The organism is Limnobacter sp. SAORIC-690 (genome assembly GCF_002954425.1).
GTDB lineage: Bacteria > Pseudomonadota > Gammaproteobacteria > Burkholderiales > Burkholderiaceae_B > Limnobacter > Limnobacter profundi.
The window spans coordinates 1,301,329-1,321,348 of sequence record NZ_MQVZ01000001.1 but is presented as its reverse complement, the minus strand read 5'-3'; the positions used below and the strand labels follow the sequence as shown (position 1 = coordinate 1,321,348).

Here is a 20,020-nt window from a genome sequence, read left to right as displayed (position 1 = left end):
GCATGATTGACGCGAGCAAAGCCTGGTTGCAAAACACCCTGCCAGTGCAATTTCAACCATTTGTCAGCCGCTGGAGGGACGATACCTGCGCGCTGGCGCAGCAATTTACCCCGTGGTTGCTCAATGGCGAGCACTTGGGCCATTGGGACACCCAACACCAGCAAACCTTTGAGAAGGTATTCAACGCGGCGGGCTTGACCTGCACAGTCACCAGCCTGGGTATTGAGTGTACCCACACCTCCGGGCCACAAGCACTGAGCGCCAAACTGGCTAGCGCTGGCAACATGCTGAAAGCCATGGGCTTGGTGCCTGGCTGGCGGCATGAAGAGCAACTGGTGATGAATTCACTGGGTGAAGTATTGGCCACCGCTGAGCGGGCCTTGTTCAAAACGCTTGGATTTCGCAGCCGCGCCGTGCATGTGCATGTTGAGAATCACAAAGGTTGCGTGTGGACCGGCGTGCGCGCCATGAGCAAGCACGAGAATCCCGGCATGCTCGACAACCTGGCTGCGGGCGGTATTGCCAGCGCAGAGAGCCTAGACAGCACCCTATGGCGTGAACTAAACGAGGAAGCAGGGTTGAATTCAGACGATTTTGCATGGATTGAACCGTTGCCCCCCCATGAACTGGTGTTAAGCCGCCCCTTGCTGTATGGTGGCTGGCATCACGAAACAGTCATGCTGTTTCGGGGCCAGTTGAAGCAGGGGCGCCGACCCCGGAATCGCGATGGCGAAGTAGGCGCATTCCAGTTAATGACAAGCGAGGCCTGCATTGAAGCAATCAATGACTGGCAATTCACCCCCGATGCCGCCTTGTGCTGCGCATTGGCACTGGCCACCGCCAAATAAATACGAAAGGAATACATATGTTGTTGGGTTTGAAGGGCGCTACGTACCGCATTGGTACCACCGTGCTGCTGGATCAGGTTGATTTTTCAATTGAAGAGCGTGAACGCGTGGCCTTGGTGGGCCGAAACGGCACGGGCAAAAGTACCTTGTTTCGCATTTTGACCGGGGAAACCACACCCGAAGACGGCCTGGTGATTAAACAGGACGGCCTGCGCATGACTTGCCTTGAACAGGCCGTGCCACAGGAACATGACGACACCATTTTTGATGTGGTGGCACAAGGCTTCGGTACCTTGGGCAAACACATCAGCATCAGCCGCACACTGGGTCCGCTGGATCATGATTCGTTGACACCCGCACAGGCCAAAGTGCTTGAAGAGGCACAACATGAATTGGGCGAGCACCATGGATGGCATCTGGAAAGCGAAGTAGATCAAATGCTTTCCCGCATGAAGTTGCCTGCGGACTTGCCCTTTGCCAAATTATCAGGCGGCATGAAGCGCAAGGTCATGTTGGCCAAGGCCATGGTCAGCAACCCGGATGTGCTGTTGCTGGATGAGCCCACCAACCACCTCGACATTCCCAGCATTGAATTGCTGGAGGAACAGATTCGTCAATTCAAAGGGGCTGTTATTTTTGTAAGTCACGATCGGTCCTTCATGCGCAAACTGGCCACTCGTGTTTGTGACCTTGATCGCGGCATGCTGAAAAGCTGGTCGGGCGGCTACGAAGGTTTTTTGAAAGGCAAGGCCGAATTTTTGCATGCCCAGGAAAAAGCCAATGCACTGTTTGATAAAAAACTGGCCGAGGAAGAAGTGTGGATTCGTCGTGGGATTGAGGCACGACGCACCCGTAACGAAGGCCGGGTGCGCGCATTGATGGAAATGCGCAAACAGTTTTCAGATCGACGCAATGTAGTGGGCAGCGCAAAGGTCCAAGTGCAAGAGGCTGAGCGCAGCGGCAAAGTAGTCGCTGAGCTGACCGACATTAACAAACAGTTGGGTGACTTGCCAATTTTGCGCAACTTCACTAACACCATTTTGCGCGGTGAAAAAATAGGTTTTCTGGGCCCCAACGGCATTGGCAAAACCACTGCACTGAAAGTGTTGCTGGGACAATTGCCACCCGATTCAGGCCACATCAAGTTGGGCACCAAACTTGAAATTGCCTACTTCGACCAGTTGCGCAGCCAGTTCAATGAAGAAGACACTGCGGTTGAAATCATTGGTGCCGGCAAGGAATTCATTACCATCGATGGACAGGCCAAGCATGTGATCGGCTATCTGCAAGACTTTCTGTTCACACCCGACCGGGCACGCCAACCGGTGCGTAGTTTGTCGGGTGGTGAACGAGCAAGGCTGATTCTGGCCCAGTTGTTTTCAACACCCTCGAACGTCATGGTGCTGGACGAACCCACCAACGACCTGGACATTGAGACTCTGGAATTGCTGGAAGAAAAGTTGATGGCTTACCAGGGAACACTGATTTTGGTAAGTCACGACCGGGAATTTTTAAACCAGATCGTGACCCGTTGCCTGGTGTTTGAAGGCAATGGCGTAGTGGGCGATTACGTGGGTGGTTATGACGATTGGTTGCGCCAACGCACCACCGACCCCTGGGCCAATGTGGGCAAGGCCAACACGCCCAATGCTGCACCACCTGCTCCACCCGCCGTTGCGCAACCAACAGTTGCAGCTACTGCACCAACACCTGTGAAGAAGACTAAAAAACTGGGTTACAAAGAGCAACGTGAACTCGAAATGCTGCCCGCGCTGATCGAGAAACTGGAAACAGAACAGGAAGCACTGGTGGCAAAAATTGGTGACCCTAACTTTTACCAGCAAGAGGCCAGCACAGTGACTGCCGCGCAAGCCCGCATGGTTGACCTGGAAAATGAACTGCTGAAAGCGTATGCCCGCTGGGAAGAACTGGACGGCTAGGGATTTACCCGGCAGCGACTAAGGACGAATTCGGCTAGGTTGCCCCTGCGCGGTCAATACCATGCCCAAAGACGCCCACACCTCATCGGCTTCCTTGTAGGCCTTGGCCAGTTGAAGGCGCATGCCATAAAACAGTTTTGCCTCGGGCAAAGTGCCTGCAGTATCCGGCACCCGCGCCTCCAGCAAACTGCGCGCGGTTTCTTCACTGGCAATGTGAAAACTGCCACTGACCACGCGGCCACCGGTCAGGCGCCGTACTTCCCAGGTAAAACTTTGGCCCCACTCAAATTTTGCGGCAGGCGGCAAACTGACATACTCGCTCTCAAGGGGTTCAACCCAAAATCGCTTGCCTCTTGAATCAAACAACATCAAGTTGCCTTCTCTCGGCAAATCGCCCTGAAATATAAATTCCGGATTACGGGTCAACAGCAGCGATCCGTCGATGGGTTGCAAAACGCGAAGTGCGTCACTTTCGGCCGCTTCGGTTTTATCAGCTTTGTCGCCTTTAACTGGCAACACACCGCGCGGGCGGGTATACAGATTAATCCATTGATCAACCAAATCCAGATGGGCTTGCTCCAGAGGAAAGACTTTCACAGCTGGCCCGCTCAACACGCGAACAGTGTCAGCGATTACTTTGAGCCGGGCGGGTCCGTTGTAGACCCTTCGATTGCCGGTGTTCAAGATCAACACAGAGAATCGCTGCCCTTTGGGCACTGCAATGGTATGACCATGCAACAGGCGTTGGGTGGGAAGGGCACTGTATCGTTGACCCTTCGGATTGGTGACCACCACCTTCTCAGTGGCGGCCAGAACAAAAACAACGGGCTCATTGGCTTGCGCCACCCCGGTGAACAAAAGGCAGGCGACAAAAGCACACTTCAACCACACGTTCAATACCACCCCACCAAAGACAAACCAATACCCAGATAATCGGATTTGTAATTGTAATCAATCAGGCTTTCGCCATAACCGGTGAAGTATTGCAAATGACCACGCAAGTTGCTGGTGAGCGGGAATGCCCAGTCAAATTGAACAGCGCCCCGAGACTCATCGCCGCCGCGAAAGTTATGGCGGGTTAGCAGGGAATATTCATGGCCATTGTGTTTGTGAACCAGCAACATGTCGCCACGGCCCATGAAATCGCTGATGTCGGGGTTGTCATCTTCGGCGGCATCTTCGGCAATGCGCAACCAGGGCCTGAATTGAACCATGGTGTTTTCACGCTCAAACCCGACCATGCCGATCAAGCGATTCCAGGATCTCGACAGTGGCAAGGCCCGCCCGTTGGACTGGTGATTCAGGCTCAAGCCCAGTAGGCGAGGTTCCCAACCAGTGGCCTCCCTGAACTCGCTCCAGCTGGAGCGCCAAGTGAAAATCAGCTCTGGTTCATAATTTGTTTCCCGAAAAGGGCGGGAAATGTCCTGGTTCATAACCTGCCAACGGCTGGACTGCGTGTAGCCAAACCACAAATCACCATTGTCACCAAACATGTTCTCCATCACCTTGGTTTTCAGGCTGAGCTGAAACTTCAATTCATTGCGATCGAGATTCTCGGGCGCATCACCCGGCTGCACTGTGTTGGCGGGGTTCGGGCTGGTGGGACGAATGTTCGGTGATTTGTTGTGATACACCGGCAACAGGTAAACAGGCTGGTACGGGCGTATGGAAAAAGTGCCTCGTTTGGCTGACGGGGCCAGCTCCCAGCGGCGATCCAGCCAGCTCAGGGTGGTGTCTTCGCTGCGTTTGTACAACAACAACCCCCCATCGATGGCCGCGGCTGCTTCAGGAGCGGAACCATCTTTGACCACCAGGCTTCTGCCTGTGGCATCATCAAAGCAGAGCAGGCGAAGTTGGTCGTCTTCGAGAAACAGGCAGGCACGAAGTGCCTCTTCGTCCAGGGTTTTGTTTTGAATGTCTTGGGCGTTGGCCCAACTGCCCAAGCCGAAAAGGCCCAGCGCAACAAGTAGGGTTTTGTTCATAATCGCGTACTGCGTCAAGCTTGGTTGGCTAGATACTCTCACATTTGGTTACAATTCTTAAATGGTTTCATTCCGCTTCAAAAAATCGTCGGCAAACAAAGACACTTCCACCAGTGGGCAGGGTCGCGAGTTCACCATTGATGAACTTGCGCGCACCGCCAACACCACAGTGCGCAATGTACGTGCCTATCAGGATCGGGGGCTGTTGGCCCCGCCTGAAAAACGTGGGCGCGTGGGTTTTTACAGTGAAGACCATTTGTCGCGACTCAAGCTGATTGGGCAAATGTTGGGGCGCGGTTACACCCTGAGCAATATTCAGGAAATGCTGGACGCCATTGACAAGGGTTACGACCTTCGCCAGCTGTTGGGTTTAACGCATGCAATTACCAGCCCGTGGACAGATGAAATACCGAAGAATTACAACCCGGTGCATTTGGCCACCCTGTTTGGCACCAGCTTAAGCCGTGGTGCCCTGGCCAAAACAATTGAGCTTGGCCTGCTGGAACCCGATGGTTTGCGTTACCGTGCACCCAGCCCGAAAATTTTGCATGCTGGTGCGGAAATGGCCAGTGCCGGTTTGCCCTTACTCGACTTGCTGGATTTGATTGCGTCGCTGCGTGGCCATCTTGAAAGCTTTTGCGACCAAGCCGTTTCGCTGTTTGTGAAAGAACTGGACCAATACGGCGACAACCTGCCACCCAAGGAAGAATTGCCCAGGCTGGCGCAATTGATCTGGAAAATTCGCCCCTTGGCCATGACGGCGATTGAATCGGAAGTGTCACGGGCCCTGCAAAAATCGGCCAGCAAATTTGTGGATGAACGAATTGTGGGCTTGATCGACAAAATGGCAGAGGAAATACCGAACAATCCTGCATTTCAACCCACTGGCTGGGTACCACCAGAGGCACCGGCCACGGGCGACAACAAAAACTGAACCGGCGGGTTTACAGCAGCAACAACAAGCGATTGCCGCGCTGATTCTGCTTGGCCTGGTACACGAAACGCCGCGACACCATGCGCATGAATGCCAGACCCATGCCTCCTTCAGGCAAGTCGCCCAAACTCAAATCGTCTTGAAATGAATGCTCGTGGTGCATTTTGCTGAGCACATGGGCTGGAATACTGCTGCCCCAGTCTTCGATCAACACCCCAACTCCGTGGTGAAAGGCCAGCACAGTAAGCTGCGCAGGCTCGGGGCGTTTGTCTTTGAAGCCGTGCAACATGACGTTGGTCAATGCCTCAGACACCACGAGATCGGTGTTGTAACAAACCTCCTCGGTGTAGGCCAACTCTTCTACAAATGCCCGCACTGCACGGCTCAATACACCGATGTTCACGGTATCTGCAACAGCAGTGAATGCAGTGTAATTCAGGAACTCGCCCAATTTGAAGGCATGCTCGTGCGATGAAAACTCGTCTTGCAGGGTCAAGCCAGTTTGCACAAATTCATCGGCCAATTCAGATACCCGCGCAGAAGGCAAGGCAAGGCGCTGCACTTCAAAACTTTCACGCCACTGAATCCCAAGCAATGACAGGTCACCCACGATATCTACTTCATTGCGACCCGAATCCAGCAGACGGGAAAACTCCCGGCTCAGCACATCCCCTTGTGTGTCGTCGAGCAACACGGACTGTTGCCAAACCTGAATATCGGGCACGCCCAAAGTGTTTGCGCATTCCCGCGGGTAAAAATAAAGTCGGCTGCCCGGGGCGATCACGCTTGATAAATGACCTGCCCAACACCAAGGGCCTGCCCCGGCTCGCCGTTCGTGCCCAAAAATGCGGGTGCGAAGCCAGGTTGCGCCATGACCATGGCCCAATCGCCAATACCGGCGACCAACAAGGTACCTTGGTCAAGATTGATCAAGCCATAGAGCAAGTCAAATTGTGGTGGCTCGTCTTTCAGGGATGGCGAAATGCTTGAAAGTTGGGCCAGTACCTGCTCGGGGCTGGCCAGGTAACGCCGAATTTTTGAACTGGTTTCCTCCACGGGAAACAACACGCGCGTGGCACGGGCCATTGAAAACCACCTTGCCAACGCCATGGTTTGCAACGCTGTTGCCGTGTCCTGGCCAGCCATGTTCAGCATGAAAAAACCATGCTCATTGGCCTGGGTTTCAAGCAAACCCATTTGTTTGCCACACACATAACCCTGTGGCTGGTAAATGGTTTGAATTGCAAATGGCCAGGGGTACTGCTTGCTTTTGGGCAACAGGGCCCGTTGAATTCGTGACACTTCACGCATGTCACGTTGCAAGGCTTCATACAGCTGGCTAAGCTCAGTGTGTCTGCGCTCTAAGCCCGTGTGCAAATCTGCGATTCGCTCGGCGGTTTTCAGGCGTACTTTCAACTCACTGGGGTTGACCGGCTTGGTCATAAAGTCATCGGCACCGACGCGCAAGCTGTTCAAAAGGTCGTCCCGACTTGCGTAACCTGTGATCATGATGATGTAAGTGTAAGCATTTTGTTTTTGCGCACGCACTTGCTCACACAACTCAATACCGCTCATGCCCGGCATGTCCCAATCGGTGAGCACAAAGTCGGGTTGATGTTTTTCAATCAGGGCCAGCGCTTCATGGCCATTCTTGGCGGAATGCACGGTGTAACCCCAACTGTGCAACATGGCCTCGAAAATTCTTAAAAAGCTGCGGGAATCATCAACAATAACAATCGACTTGCCCGCTTTCGCAGGCAAAGAGCTGGGTACATTGGCCTGAATTTCCTGCAAGCGAAACACCAGTTCGGGCACCTGCCGGTCCGCGTCCACCACATCACGCTGGTCCAATACACCAGGGCGCGGGGCAAGCATCAGAATAGACACGTCGTCCTCAAAACCCTTTTGCTCAATGACCGAGCCGCCCCAATGCTGAACCCGCATTTGAATGCGCTCGGGCAAATCAGACCAACGCCCCTGACTGCTTTGCTGATTGACAAAATCGAGCAGGCGTTTTTCTCCAAACGCTTCGGAGCTGGCCGACAAAACTTCAGTAACACCGTCGGAATACAAAATGAGGGCGTCTTCATTGCCCAGTGTCAGCTCAATGTCCTCAAAGTCATCGAAATCGAACAAACCCACTGGGTACCCACCTCTGCCCAGCACATTGGCTGGTTTTCCAGCTGACAACAACAAAGGCGAAGGGTGGCCAGCCTGGCACAGGGACACCTGTCGATTGGCAGTGTTGAACACGCCGTAAATCATGGTGAAATAAGAAAGGTCAGATTCAGTTTGCTGAAACAGCCGGTTCAGGCGCGCCACAACGTCGCGAGGGCGCGAGACCAAACGCTGGCCGTCCGACCCCAAACGTCCTTCAAACACAATGCTGGTGGCAGAGCGGTCTGCAAACATTTGAACCAGCTGCATGGACTTGACAGCAGCAGGTATGCCATGACCGGACACATCAAGCAGGTAAAAGCCATACACGTCGCGTTGCAGCTCGAACACCTGCAAGTGATCGCCGGACACATACTTGGAAGGCACCGACAACCATTGGTAGTTCAGGCCCTGAAACGGACTTTGCGCCTCGGGCAGAAAACTGCGCTGAAGGCCGGATACGGCACGGAGGTCATGCGCAATCACATCGTGGGCATGCGCGAGTTCATTGGTTTTTCGGGCCAGCCGGGCTTGAAGTTCAATACGGCGGACTGCCGACTGCAACCGCGCTTCCAGTTCATTGCCATCGACGGGTTTGGTGAGTACGTCGTCAGCGCCTGCGTCTAGCGCCTTGATGAGAAACTCCTCATCATTTTGGGCTGACATCAAAATAATGTAGGTGTACTGCCCCAGGTCTAGCTGGCGCAAGGCAACGCAAAGCTCAGTGCCCTGCATGCCGGGCATTTGCCAATCGGCCAGCACCAACTGGAAGCGATGCCGCTCAACAAGTTGTATCGCTTCCTGACCGCTGGCTGCAAACTCAACCGGATAACCCCACTTGGCCACCATGTGAACGAACAGATTTCGCTCCACCACCGAGTCATCAACAACCAGAATTCGGGGCAACAATTTGTTGGCGTCGTCCGTCACTGGGAATCAGGCCTGCTGTAGAAAGGCAACTGCCTTGGGCATGTCTTCCAGCAGGGAAAATTGTCGGTCCATGCGCGAAAGCTCAAACATCATTCGCACGGATTTGTTCATGCCCACCAAGGCCAGCCTGCCTTGGTGATTGGTGATGTTTTTCAGCAGGGCAACCAAAGACCCCAAACCACCGGAATCCACCAATTTAACGGCCCCAATGTCCAAGGCGAATTTTCGCGTGGAGTCCAGTTTGGAAACCACCGCATTGCGGATGATTGTTCCCACCGCGCTGTCCAACCGCACTGCGTCCACGCGCAACACGAAAATATCTCCCACCTCTTCTGTCGAAACCATTTTATTCGCCCTAAACTGTTAATTCTCTTTTCTTAAAGTGTGCTCTTTTAGACACTTCGCGCAATAATTAGTTAAAACAAGCTCTAGAAATTCAGCATATACAAAAACAATAGGATAACGTATCGAACTATGCTGCATACTTTTCAAAATATTGACAAATGTTGATCAAATATTCTCGAATGCAGTGACTTAAGCAGGCATTTATTAAAAATCTGTTCTTATATTCCAGTCGACCAGCGAACCCACTTATGCGACACCTACTATTTTTAGCGTTTGTTCTATTTTGCCTGACGGGGTACTCACAAGAAAGAGGAGAACCCACTACGGTATCAACCAGCCAGGAAACTGCACCTGCCGTTGAGCGAACCCGCACACTGACATTTACCCAAATGGGACAGCCCAACGGGGTTCGGTTGAGTGGGATCAACCGCTTTGTGGACTTGAATTCAGGAATTCGCCTGGACGAATTGGTAACCCGTGCAAGCCTTAGCCTGAGGGTGCTTTACCCACAAGGTATGCGCCACGATCAATCCTTTGTGCGTGTGTATGTGAACAACCAGCTCTCCGGTTTGTCCCAGCTGAGTGTAGCGCGCGCCGGTGTACCGCACACTGTTGAAATTGAATTGGACCCGTTGCTGTTTTCCGATTTTGCAACCATTCGCGTGGAATACGACGGCACCTACGACAGCGAGTGCGTGGACCCGGGCAACCCCACCCTGCGGTTTGACATTCGCCCGGAAAGCGCATTGACCATTGGCTCAACACCGCTGAATCTGGTCAACGACCTGGCGCTGCTGCCAGCGCCTTTTTTCGATCCTCGAGACAACCGCAAACTCCGGCTACCACTTGTACTGCCCGTGGAGCAAACCGAAGCCAGCATGAAAGCCGCGGGTATTCTGGCCTCCTGGATGGGTGCGCAAGCCTTTTACCGCCAGGCTGAATTTGAATTGCTTGAAACTGCATCACCAACGCGCCACACCATTATTTTGACCAAAGGCAAAAAAATGCCTGAAGGCATGAGCGAGGCCGATATTGAAGGGCCTTCCCTGATGATCGTGAGCGCAAGGAAAACCCTTGGGTCAAACATTTGTATGTGATGGGGCGAACCGATGAGGAGCTTTTACAGGCTGTGTATGGCTTGGTGATTGAAGGCCAGGTGCTGAGCGGACAAAAAGCCCTTGTGAAAAAAGTGGACTTGGGCGCCCCGCGCAAGCCTTACGACGCGCCGCGCTATGTGCCCACCAACCGGCCTGTGCGCTTTGGCGAGCTGATTGATTTTCCTGGGCAACTGGAGGTGAGTTCTGACAAGCCACGCGCCAGCATCAATTTGCGCCTTCCACCCGACTTGTTCAGCTGGGCAGGCCGCAATATCCCCATGGATTTGAAATACCGCTACACAGCCCCTTCCCGCTGGAACGATTCTCTGCTGAACATTGAAATCAATAACTCGCTGATTCAATCCTTCCGTCTTGCCCCACGCTCGGAACAAGTACAAAACAAAATCAATATTGATTTGTTGGGCCAAGCTGAACTGACCAGTGAAGAGGCGCTACAAATTCCCGCTTTCCGCGTGGGTGGCAACAACGAACTGGCCTTTGCATTTGGCTTTATGGCCGAAGGTGGTGGTTCTTGCACGCGGGTATCGCAAGTAGCCAGGGGATCCATCGATCCGGAATCAACCCTGGATTTCTCCAACCTGCCCCACTACACCCGCATGCCGAATTTGACCGCCTTTGCCAACGGTGGTTATCCCTTCAGCATCATGGCAGACCTTTCGGACACAGCCATTGTGCTGCCCGCCAATCCCACGCCGCTTGAAATTCGTTCCTACCTGAATGTGATGGGCCTGTTTGGACAGTGGACAGGTCTGCCTGCCACTCGCACCACCCTGATTGTTTCTGACAAACCCGAAGGCATTGGAACCAAGAACTGGTTGGCCATGGGCACCAGCGATCGCCTGGATTGGCTGAATAATGCCAACATGAATTTGCCCATGGTATTGAACGCCACCGAACGCAGCATGGGCCTGCCACCAGCCATTCAGTGGCTGAAGGGTTTGTGGCAAAACGATACGGAATTACAACCCAGCGACAGCGCGCGTGCCTTGATTCAAACCGCAGGCTCGCTGGGTGCGATTGTGGGATTTGAGTCGCACCTTGCACCCAAAAAAGCCGGGCTGGTGGTAACGGGCACCGACCAAGACAGTTTTGAGCGCGCAGTGGCTGCCCTGTCGGATTATGGCGACGTTGCCAAAATCAAAGGCAGCGTGAGCCTGATTCGTGGCGATGACATTCAAAGCTACAGCCTGGGAGAAACATACATCAGCGGCGCTCTGCTTGGTGGTTGCGTTTGCGTATTGCGTTTTCAGAATACCCCGCATTGATTGCGGTGGGTGGTGCCCTGGCTGGGGTGATCTTGGCGATTCTTGCATTTGGCTGGTTGTCTGGCCGGGCATCGCGCCGCACAAAAGGCAATTGACAATGGCCTTGTGGCGTAATTTGTTGCAACGCCTGGGGCAGGGCGCAGTACTGCTTGCTGCTACCGCAGCATGCAACGCCACGCCCGCGCAGGCCTGGCCCGCATGGGACGGTTTCAAAAGCGCGTTTGTCAGCGAGGACGGGCGCGTGATTGACCGAAGTCAGGAAGACCTGCGCACCGTGTCAGAGGGGCAGTCCTACGCTCTGTTCTTTGCCTTGGTGGCACAAGACCAAAAGGCGTTTGACGCCATATTGAATTGGACTGAGAACAACCTGAGTGCCGGCGACATGGGCAAACAATTGCCCGCATGGATTTGGGGCAAGAAAGGGGAAAGCTGGGGCGTGATTGATGCCAACAGTGCATCAGATGCCGACCTGTGGATTGCCTACGCCCTGCTTGAAGCCAGCCGCGTGTGGTGTAACCAAACCTACGCCGACAAAGCGCGCACGTTGGGTGATTTGATTCTGAACAAAGAAAGTATGGAAGTCAGCGGCTTGGGCTTAAGCATATTGCCAGGCCACACCGGCTTTGTGCTGGACAATGGCGCGGTGAAACTGAACCCCAGCTATCTGCCGCCTTTCATGATGGCCCGCTTTGCCAATGCCTGGGCAGACGACTCGCGCTGGGCCCAAGTTTACCTGGCCAGCCAGAAACTGCTGCTGGACACTGGCCGCACAGGCCAGTATCCCGACTGGGTGCTGTACAACAACGGCGAAATGAGCTTGCCCGACGATGAGCAACGTGGCGATTATGACGCCATACGCACCTATCTGTGGATCGCCATGAGCAGCGAAAACGACCCCACCACAGCGCCCTTGCTGAAACAACTGTCGCCCTTGGCGGCCTTGCTGTTGAAACGCCAGAACATGCCTGAGTGGTTTGAACCAATGACTGGAAAATTTTCCACAGAGCGTGGGCCTTCCGGTTTTCAAGCCAGCATGGCACCTTTTCTTCAAGCCGTCGGCATGCCCGGGCTTGCTAAAAAATTTCACACCCAAAGCCTGAAAACTTCGAACAAGGAAGCGTGGCTGAAATACGGTTATTACAACGGCGCCTTGAGCCTGTTTGCTCAAGGGTACATGGACAAGTTTTATCGATTCAATTCCTTGGGCGAATTATTGCCCCGAGGCAAAGAGGTTAAAAGCTGTGGCTAAGTGCAAATCAACTTATGGCCTGCGGGCCCGCACGCTTGCATGGGCAATACAAGCCAGCTTTGTGGCAATGCCCATGATATTGCCAACGCCAGTGCATGCCAATGTGAATACGCAGCAAACCAATATTCGTGCGCTGAGTGAAAAAGGGGTGTACTGGTACGAACGTTTTCGCTTCGATTTGGCGGTGCAGTCTTTCAACAAAATATTGTTGATAGAACCCACCAACGCGTCGGCCTTGCGCTGGCAAGGCTTGATTGATCTTGCGCGTGGCGATGTGCAGGCAGCCAATGTGTGGCTGGGCAAACTGCAACTGGTACACGGAAACAATCCGTTTTCCATCGAGTTACAACAAGCCATTGCCTTGGCATCCGACAAGCGGCAGCAATTCGCAGAGTTGCGTTATATCGCAGACAGCGAACAAGTTCCTGCCAACCTGCCACAGCGTCTTCGGCAATTGCTTCCACAGCCACCCTTGGGTGAAGCTGCAGTACAAATATATCGCTTGATGAACCGCACCCCGGAAGGCCGCAGCTACGCCCGCGAGCAAGTGGCCGAGCTGGCCAGGCAATACCCGGACGACCGCCGTTACAGAACCCTGCTTGCTGAACTGGGCGGTGCTGGTGCCAGCACACTTGCACAAACGCCAACACCCGGTGCCGCGCAACCCCCCCCGCCGCCCAGCCAATACCAACCGTACAAAACCCGCACCGGCAGCTCTAGCCCAGCCAACAACACCCGAAGTTGCGCCCCCCCCGCCTGCAGAGCCTGAAGTACCCACAGCCCCGGTACTTTCTGACTTCGAACAGGGACAACAACTGGCTGACAATGCACAAAAGCAGATTGATCAGGGCAACAAAACTGAGGCAGCCAGGCTGCTACAAAACGCAGTAGACCTGAACCCGAGCTACCCCTGGTTTCGCTACGACCTGGCCACCCTTCTGGATGACCAAGGCGATGCAGGCAGCAAACAGGCTGCCCGGCGAGTCATGGATGAAGGCCTGGCGCAGGACAAAGGACAGGAAATGCGATTTGCAGCTGCGCTGCTGGCCGCTCGCCAGGACCGTGGCAATGACGCCATTGAATTAATTGATGCCGTACCCCGTGAAAACTGGACAGAAGGCATGACTGCACTGGCAAAGCGGGTGCAATATGGCCAGTACCTCGATGGCTTGCGTGCGCAAGAGAGGAATGGCGATTTCAATGCGCTGGCCAATTCAATTGGCACAACACCCAAGTGGCGAGCCGAACCGGAGGTGCAGGCACTGGAACAAAATCTTCAGCGCAAACGACAGGTGCGCTTGCGGATGTCCTATGAAAACGCAATTATCGATGGTGATGAAGGTGTGTCTCGTATCGACAGTGACGAAATCCCTCTGCAACTGGATTTGCCACTCGATTTTGAACGTACCCTGTTTTTGCGCGCAGACACATTGAATGCGAATTCGGGCCGAGTGAACCCCGCCACCGCCAGTAACTTTGCAAAGCTGGGCACCACCCTGCCCACCGACCCAGCCATCGCCAGCGACCGACTGGATCAAAACTACAAAGGCCATGTGGTGGGTGTGGGTGTACAAACCGAACAATACCGGGTTGATTTGGGCACCACGGTGGGCGACTACCCGGTCAATGACTGGGTGGGTGGTGTGCAATGGCGCACCAGCCTGGGTGAAGGTTCATTGCGGCTTGAAGTGGCGCGGCGCATGGTCAACGGCAGCGTGCTGTCGACCACGGGGGCCATCGATCCCTTAACTGGTGAGCGCTGGGGGGGCGCACGGCGCAACGGTGTCAGCGCGGTGTATTACCAGGCATTCAACCCCACTCTTGACTTTGTTGGCATTGCTCGGGCCAACCTGATTACCGGCAAAAACATACCCGACAACACCGAGTACAACCTGCAAGGCATTGTGGGTAAAACCGTGTTTCAGCGCCCGGGGCATGAGGTAGAAATTGGTGCGTCGTTATTTTTGTGGTCGTTCGAAAAAAACCTGCGCTTTTACACCTTTGGACAAGGCGGTTACTACAGCCCCCAGGCATTTGGTTCGCTCACATTTCCCATTACCTGGACTGGCAATATGAATGGCTGGTCCTGGCAGGCCCAGGCCCGCGTGGGTGCCAGTGAATCACGAGAAGACGACACTGCGCTTTATCCGCTGAACCCGGAACTTGCCGCTGCCGCTGCAGCACAAGGCAACCCTACCTTGCAAATTGGTGGCCCGGGTGGCGGCACCAGCACCGGTTTGCGCCTTGCACTTGAACGCCAGGTGTTAAAAAACTTTGTGGTGGGCGGTTATTTTGAGATCGACCGATCTGAAGGTTACAACCCTGACCGATTGCAACTTTATTTGAAATATTCGTTTGGTGATTTTTTCGAATTAAGCGTGCCACCAGAAGGTGTTGCACCTTACTCGAGGTTTTGAATGATTGACTTGCCCAAGCCCGGAGCCTACGTTGTACGCGCGCCCCATGCGAATCATTTTTCGCAGGGCCTGGTGCAACACTGGCTGGACTCGCAAGAAGAAACACCATTCAAGTCCTGCCTGTGGCTCACAGCAAGCCCTAAAAACGAGGTGCGCAACCTGCTTGAACCTTATTTGCTCAAACGCGCTGGCGCCCCAAAAGGTCTGGATGTGGTCTCAGTTCGAAACTTGTGGGCCAAAGGGCATGCCAAAAACGGCATTCGCCAACTTTGCCGTTCCCTGAACACACTGTGTGTACTCAAGCCGGCCTTGGTCGTGATTGAACATGCAGAACTTTGGTTTGACGACAGCGACGAACCCTTGAACCGGCAAAACCCGCTGGCGCAAATGCGCCTGCTGCACCAATGGGCTCACCATGCACAGGCCCATGTAGTCACCACGGTGCAAGGTGACCTGCCCGAATGGAGTACATTTGCCGACGGACTGGCCGATGTCAGCGATCTTGGCGAATTCGAGTTTCGCCCTTGGTGGCCAAGCCAGTGGGGCTTGCAAACCAACTTGTGGAACGACACAACGGCGCTGTCAAAACTGCCCATGCACCATGTGCTGGACAGTGGGGTATTGGGTAGCCTGAAACAACTGGCGCAAACCTGCCACAACCTTCGTTTTGGCACGGACCAACAACACGGAATTCACATACAGGCGCACGGCGAAATGACAGCACAAGATGCATCAGTGCTGCTGCGTATGGGTGCGGACACTGTGTGGTTACAAGACGAAAGCATTGAAACCTGGCTAGGCCTGAGCACCGGGCAGGTGAACAAACCAGAAATGAACCTGACCGCCACGGACAATCACCAGAACACGTTTGCCCGAGACTTGCACGAAGTGTTCATGCCTGGCCTGTTGACTGTAGTGGCCAACCCCACATTCGCAGCGCAGGGTTTGATGATGATGCAACTGGCCAAACGATGGTCAATGCACTGCACGCTGACACGCCTTTCCCTGATGCGTCACATGACCGCACAAACCGCATTGCGCCTTGCCAATTGGTCGCAGGCCACCTGTGTGTTCACGGCCACCAGGGAAGCAATTTACCTGCTGAAAGTTTGGACCAGTGAGCCCGATGAGGCCAGCTACCGCGGCTGGCTTGAATCGTGTTTCCGGGAAAACCTGCCCGTGCTGTTCAGTGGCGATATTCAGTTTTTGGGTGAAGAAACCCAAAGTGAGTTGCTTGCCGATTTGCACGAAGAACTGGAACCTTTGTCGGTACAAGACCTGATGGGCGCCGACGAAAACAAGCCAGTGAAATTGGCGGAGCTGTGGGATGAAGCCCCGGAAGCCCTGAACCAGAATCGCCCATGGACACAACGCCTGAATGCACTGCTGAGCGAGGATGCAAAATGATAGTGTTTGCGCTGATCGTGAGTGGTTTGTTGCTGGGTGTCTTGCTCACCATTTTGTTGGTGGGAAAAATGATGAAAAACCCGACAACCCGAATCTGGCTAAGTGACTGGGCAAACTGGAGCAACAACCAGCTGCCCGACGACTGTGATCAGTTGGTGCGGCATGGCAAGTGGATTGCCAGCCCCGATGACAAAGAGGACGCATGATCATTATTGCTTTGGTGTCTCCCACTGGGGGGGCAGGACGAACCAGCCTTGCAATTGCCGCTGCCACCCAGCTCAACATGTTGGGCCGCAATGTCACGCTGGTGCAGGCTGACCCGGCCAACAACATTGAATTTCAATTGGGCTACTCCAGTCGCAGCGCTCGCGGCCTTGCGCATGTCATCTTGCAGGGCGAACCGATTGGGCAGGCGTTAAACACCACCAATGCCAGTTTCAAGTTGTTGCCTTTCGGTGAAGTGTCCGTGGCACAGCAATTGGCTATAGACCGCGTGTTGATGGAGCAGCCCCAACGCCTGACAGATCTGTTTCAACAAGACGAATTTGCTGACGATGCTGTGGTGATCATCGACTTGCCGCGCTGGCCCGCCCCTTGGTGCCAGAAAGTGATGGCCCTGTCTGACCTGAACCTGATTACCCTGATTCCAGACTCTGCCTCCATATTGGGCATCGATACACTGTTGCCACATTTGCTGGAAAGCCGGGGCGCGTCGTACTTTCTCATGAATCGCTTCGACTCGGCCAAAGTACTGCACCTGGATTTGTGGACCTTGTGCAAAATGAAACTAAGCCACCGCCTGTTGCCATTTTATTTGCATGAAGACCAGGCCTTGGCAGAAAGCCTGGCCGCCGGCCTGGCGCTGGCCGACTACGCACCACGCTCACAGCTGGTGGAAGACCAGCAAAAGCTGTGCAACTGGATCGACGCGGAGATCGGATGAGTACCTCATCAAGCTGGATCAACCGACTGGAGCGCCTGCTGGACCTGCGCGAATTTCCGAACCTGAAAACCCGGGTTCGTTTGCTGCGCCTTTTTCAGGCACTTTGGTTACGTCCCAACAGTTTGAACAGTGCGCTTGAAACATCGAACGGCCAACAAGGCCGAAGTCTGCCAGGCTTCGTGTTTCAAATTGTTGTCGTGGCTTTGCACGACTTGCTAAGCCCCGTAGCGTATCTGTTCAAACTAATGATTCAACGCCCCTACCGGGCAGTGCGTGCCCTGTTTAGCAGGTTCACCGACTATGCCGTGCGCGCCGCCCGGCTTGAACAGCGTATTGAAAACGCCAGCCACTTTGTGGTGCGCTTCAAATGGTTACGCTGGGCGTTGGGCCTTTCTGCCCTGACCTTGTTTCTGTTCACTGCGCAAGCCTCCCTGCCTTTGGCCGGGCAGTGGGTTTTCATTGTGGTGTGTTATCTGTTTGCCATGTTGTTCAAGCGCTTGCCTGAACGTTTTGCCAACTTGTGCCTGATGGCACTGACCATGTTGCTACTGGCACGTTATGTGTTTTGGCGCTTCACCAGTTCGCTTGATCTTGAAACTGGCACTGAAATTTTTTTGGGTTATACCCTGGTTGCAGCCGAGGCCTACACCTGGATTATTCTGATTTTCGGTTTTATCCAGACTGCATGGCCTTTGAAACGCAAACCCATGCCGCTGGAGTTGAACCTGAATGATTGGCCCACCGTGGACGTGTTCATTCCCAGTTACAACGAACCTTTGTCGGTAGTTCGCCCCACGGTTTATGCCGCCAAGGGCTTGGACTGGCCACTTGAAAAGATCACGGTTTACATTCTGGACGACGGGCACCGCCCCGCCTTTGAAGAATTTGCAAAACAAGCTGGTGTTGAATACATTTCACGCCCGGACAACTCCCATGCCAAAGCGGGCAACATCAACTATGCCTTGAAACACACGCATGGCCAGTACATCGCCATTTTTGATTGCGACCACATACCCACACGCTCGTTTTTACAAACCAGCATGGGTTGGTTCAGCCGCGACCCCAAATGCGTGTTGGTGCAAACACCCCACCACTTTTTCTCGGCTGACCCGTTCGAACGCAACTTCAACTCATTTCGGCAAATGCCCAACGAGGGCTCTTTGTTCTACGGCCTGATCCAAGACGGAAACGACTACTGGAACGCCTCATTTTTCTGCGGCAGCTGCGCGGTGATTGAACGCAAAGCATTGCTGGAAGTGGGTGGCATTGCGGTAGAAACCGTGACTGAAGACGCGCACACCGCCCTTAAACTGCACAGCCTGGGCTACAACAGTGTGTACTTGAACAATATTCAGGCAGCGGGCCTGGCCACTGAAACCCTGGCGGGCCACATTGGTCAGCGCATTCGCTGGGCACGCGGCATGGCGCAAATTTTCCGCACTGACAACCCGATGTTTAAAAAGGGGTTAAACCTTTTTCAGCGCGTTTGTTATTCCAACGCCATGCTGCATTTTTTCTATGGCATCCCCCGCATGATCTTCCTGGTCATGCCCATGGCATACCTGTTTTTTGAACAACACCTGATCAATGCTGCGGCAGTAACCATTCTCAGTTATGCCTTGCCACAGTTGATGATTTCCAGCTACACCAACTCGGTGATTCAGGGCAAATACCGTCGATCGTTCTGGTCTGAAGTGTATGAAACCGTGTTGTCCTGGTACATCATTCTGCCGACTACGCTGGCCTTTATTAATCCGAAACTGGGCAAGTTCAACGTCACCTCGAAAGGCGGCTTGATCGAGAAAAGCTATTTCGATGCCAACATTGCAAAGCCCTACCTGATCTTGCTCTTGATCAATGTGCTTGGCTTCTCCGTGGGCTTGCTTCGACTGTTTGTGTTCAATACCCATGAAACAGGCACCGTGTTGATGAACTTGTTGTGGTGCGGTTTCAACCTGGCCATTCTGGGTGCGGCCGTGGGTGTTGCAACCGAGTCGGTTCAAAAACATGTGCACCACCGTGTGCGCATGGTAATGCCTGCCTTTTTGAAACTGCCCGGCGGCTACACAGTCAGTTGCTACACCGAAGAATATTCAGCAGCGGGGCTGACATTGGCTGTGGCCGATACCACTGGCATCAGCGAATTCAGCCAGGTGCAGGTTGGCTTGCACCGGGGCGACCGGGAATTCCTGTTCCCGGCCAAAATTCACTTCACTGAAACAGGGCATGTCGAGGCCTTGTTCACCAACCTCACCCCAGAGCAGGAAACACAGTTGATTCAATGCACCTTTGGCCGGGCCGACGCATGGCTCAACTGGCAAGAAGACCAAACGCGTGACCGTGCACTGGGTGGTCTGAAAGACGTATTTGCCAAAGGCATGATCGGTTACGTTCGCCTGTTTGCCTGGCTTAAAGACGGTGCTGTTGATTTGGGCAATCGCCTGATGGGCAACAAGAACCAAACCGAGAAGTGGGAGAACTAGGG

The 20,020-nt window shown here is 54.0% G+C and carries 17 protein-coding genes; 12 read left to right on the top strand and 5 right to left on the bottom strand.

Translation table 11 applies throughout. The features are described 5' to 3' along the window. Positions 1-2: 2 nt before the first annotated feature. Positions 3-848, top strand: coding sequence for an NUDIX domain-containing protein (locus tag BSZ31_RS06225; RefSeq protein WP_105028027.1), 846 nt, complete (start codon positions 3-5; stop codon positions 846-848). Positions 849-865: 17 nt separating this feature from the next. Beyond that, positions 866-2,788: an ATP-binding cassette domain-containing protein gene (locus BSZ31_RS06220; RefSeq protein ID WP_105029775.1), complete on the top strand. Its 1,923-nt coding sequence runs from the start codon at positions 866-868 to the stop codon at positions 2,786-2,788. Between the two features lie 18 nt (positions 2,789-2,806). Here the strand turns inward: BSZ31_RS06220 and BSZ31_RS06215 are convergent, their stop codons facing one another. Together BSZ31_RS06215 and BSZ31_RS06210 are read right to left on the bottom strand one after the other, a co-directional pair. Then, a complete protein-coding gene (locus tag BSZ31_RS06215; RefSeq protein WP_105028026.1) occupies positions 2,807-3,679 on the bottom strand; it encodes a hypothetical protein in 873 nt (290 codons plus the stop codon). A 2-nt stretch (positions 3,680-3,681) separates the two neighbouring features. Next, positions 3,682-4,770: a phospholipase A gene (locus BSZ31_RS06210; protein WP_105028025.1), complete on the bottom strand. Its 1,089-nt coding sequence runs from the start codon at positions 4,768-4,770 to the stop codon at positions 3,682-3,684. Between the two features lie 61 nt (positions 4,771-4,831). Between BSZ31_RS06210 and BSZ31_RS06205 the strand changes: the two genes are divergently transcribed. Next, positions 4,832-5,704, top strand: a complete 873-nt coding sequence (locus tag BSZ31_RS06205) for a MerR family transcriptional regulator (protein ID WP_105028024.1) — start codon at positions 4,832-4,834, stop codon at positions 5,702-5,704. A gap of 10 nt (positions 5,705-5,714) precedes the next feature. On the opposite strand, the gene BSZ31_RS06200 is transcribed toward BSZ31_RS06205, so the two are convergent. The 3 genes from BSZ31_RS06200 to BSZ31_RS06190 are packed head-to-tail and all read right to left on the bottom strand — an operon-like array spanning position 5,715 to position 9,136. Beyond that, positions 5,715-6,488, bottom strand: coding sequence for an ATP-binding protein (locus tag BSZ31_RS06200; RefSeq protein WP_168426879.1), 774 nt, complete (start codon positions 6,486-6,488; stop codon positions 5,715-5,717). Continuing rightward, positions 6,485-8,791: a response regulator gene (locus BSZ31_RS06195; protein ID WP_105028022.1), complete on the bottom strand. Its 2,307-nt coding sequence runs from the start codon at positions 8,789-8,791 to the stop codon at positions 6,485-6,487. The genes BSZ31_RS06200 and BSZ31_RS06195 overlap by 4 nt, the downstream gene beginning before the upstream one ends. Before the next feature lie 6 nt (positions 8,792-8,797). After that, the gene (locus BSZ31_RS06190; protein WP_105028021.1) at positions 8,798-9,136 is read right to left on the bottom strand and encodes an STAS domain-containing protein; all 339 of its coding nucleotides are present in this window, start codon (positions 9,134-9,136) and stop codon (positions 8,798-8,800) included. A gap of 248 nt (positions 9,137-9,384) precedes the next feature. Between BSZ31_RS06190 and BSZ31_RS17540 the strand changes: the two genes are divergently transcribed. The 9 genes from BSZ31_RS17540 to bcsA all read left to right on the top strand — a co-directional run bounded on the left by BSZ31_RS17540 (position 9,385) and on the right by bcsA (position 20,018). Continuing rightward, a complete protein-coding gene (locus BSZ31_RS17540) occupies positions 9,385-10,233 on the top strand; it encodes a cellulose biosynthesis cyclic di-GMP-binding regulatory protein BcsB (RefSeq protein ID WP_105028020.1) in 849 nt (282 codons plus the stop codon). After that, positions 10,233-11,519 carry a cellulose biosynthesis cyclic di-GMP-binding regulatory protein BcsB gene (locus tag BSZ31_RS17535; RefSeq protein ID WP_105028019.1) on the top strand — a complete coding sequence of 429 codons (1,287 nt, stop codon included), beginning with the start codon at positions 10,233-10,235 and terminating at the stop codon, positions 11,517-11,519. The genes BSZ31_RS17540 and BSZ31_RS17535 overlap by 1 nt, the downstream gene beginning before the upstream one ends. A gap of 97 nt (positions 11,520-11,616) precedes the next feature. Next, complete coding sequence (gene bcsZ, locus BSZ31_RS06175) at positions 11,617-12,768, top strand: cellulose synthase complex periplasmic endoglucanase BcsZ (RefSeq protein WP_168426877.1); 1,152 nt, start codon at positions 11,617-11,619, stop codon at positions 12,766-12,768. Then, the gene (locus BSZ31_RS17300) at positions 12,761-13,537 is read left to right on the top strand and encodes a hypothetical protein (RefSeq protein ID WP_146106622.1); all 777 of its coding nucleotides are present in this window, start codon (positions 12,761-12,763) and stop codon (positions 13,535-13,537) included. Before bcsZ ends, BSZ31_RS17300 begins: the two co-directional genes overlap by 8 nt. 217 nt (positions 13,538-13,754) lie before the next feature. Continuing rightward, positions 13,755-15,185, top strand: a complete 1,431-nt coding sequence (locus BSZ31_RS17295; RefSeq protein ID WP_369907286.1) for a cellulose synthase subunit BcsC-related outer membrane protein — start codon at positions 13,755-13,757, stop codon at positions 15,183-15,185. After that, positions 15,186-16,592 (top strand): hypothetical protein, encoded by a 1,407-nt coding sequence (locus BSZ31_RS06165; RefSeq protein WP_105028016.1) that lies wholly within the window; start codon positions 15,186-15,188, stop codon positions 16,590-16,592. Beyond that, on the top strand, positions 16,589-16,798 hold the full coding sequence (locus BSZ31_RS06160) for a hypothetical protein (RefSeq protein WP_105028015.1): 210 nt from the start codon (positions 16,589-16,591) through the stop codon (positions 16,796-16,798). Before BSZ31_RS06165 ends, BSZ31_RS06160 begins: the two co-directional genes overlap by 4 nt. Then, complete coding sequence (bcsQ, locus tag BSZ31_RS06155; RefSeq protein ID WP_105028014.1) at positions 16,795-17,535, top strand: cellulose biosynthesis protein BcsQ; 741 nt, start codon at positions 16,795-16,797, stop codon at positions 17,533-17,535. The genes BSZ31_RS06160 and bcsQ overlap by 4 nt, the downstream gene beginning before the upstream one ends. Beyond that, complete coding sequence (gene bcsA / locus BSZ31_RS06150; RefSeq protein ID WP_105028013.1) at positions 17,532-20,018, top strand: UDP-forming cellulose synthase catalytic subunit; 2,487 nt, start codon at positions 17,532-17,534, stop codon at positions 20,016-20,018. Before bcsQ ends, bcsA begins: the two co-directional genes overlap by 4 nt. Positions 20,019-20,020: the final 2 nt, after the last annotated feature.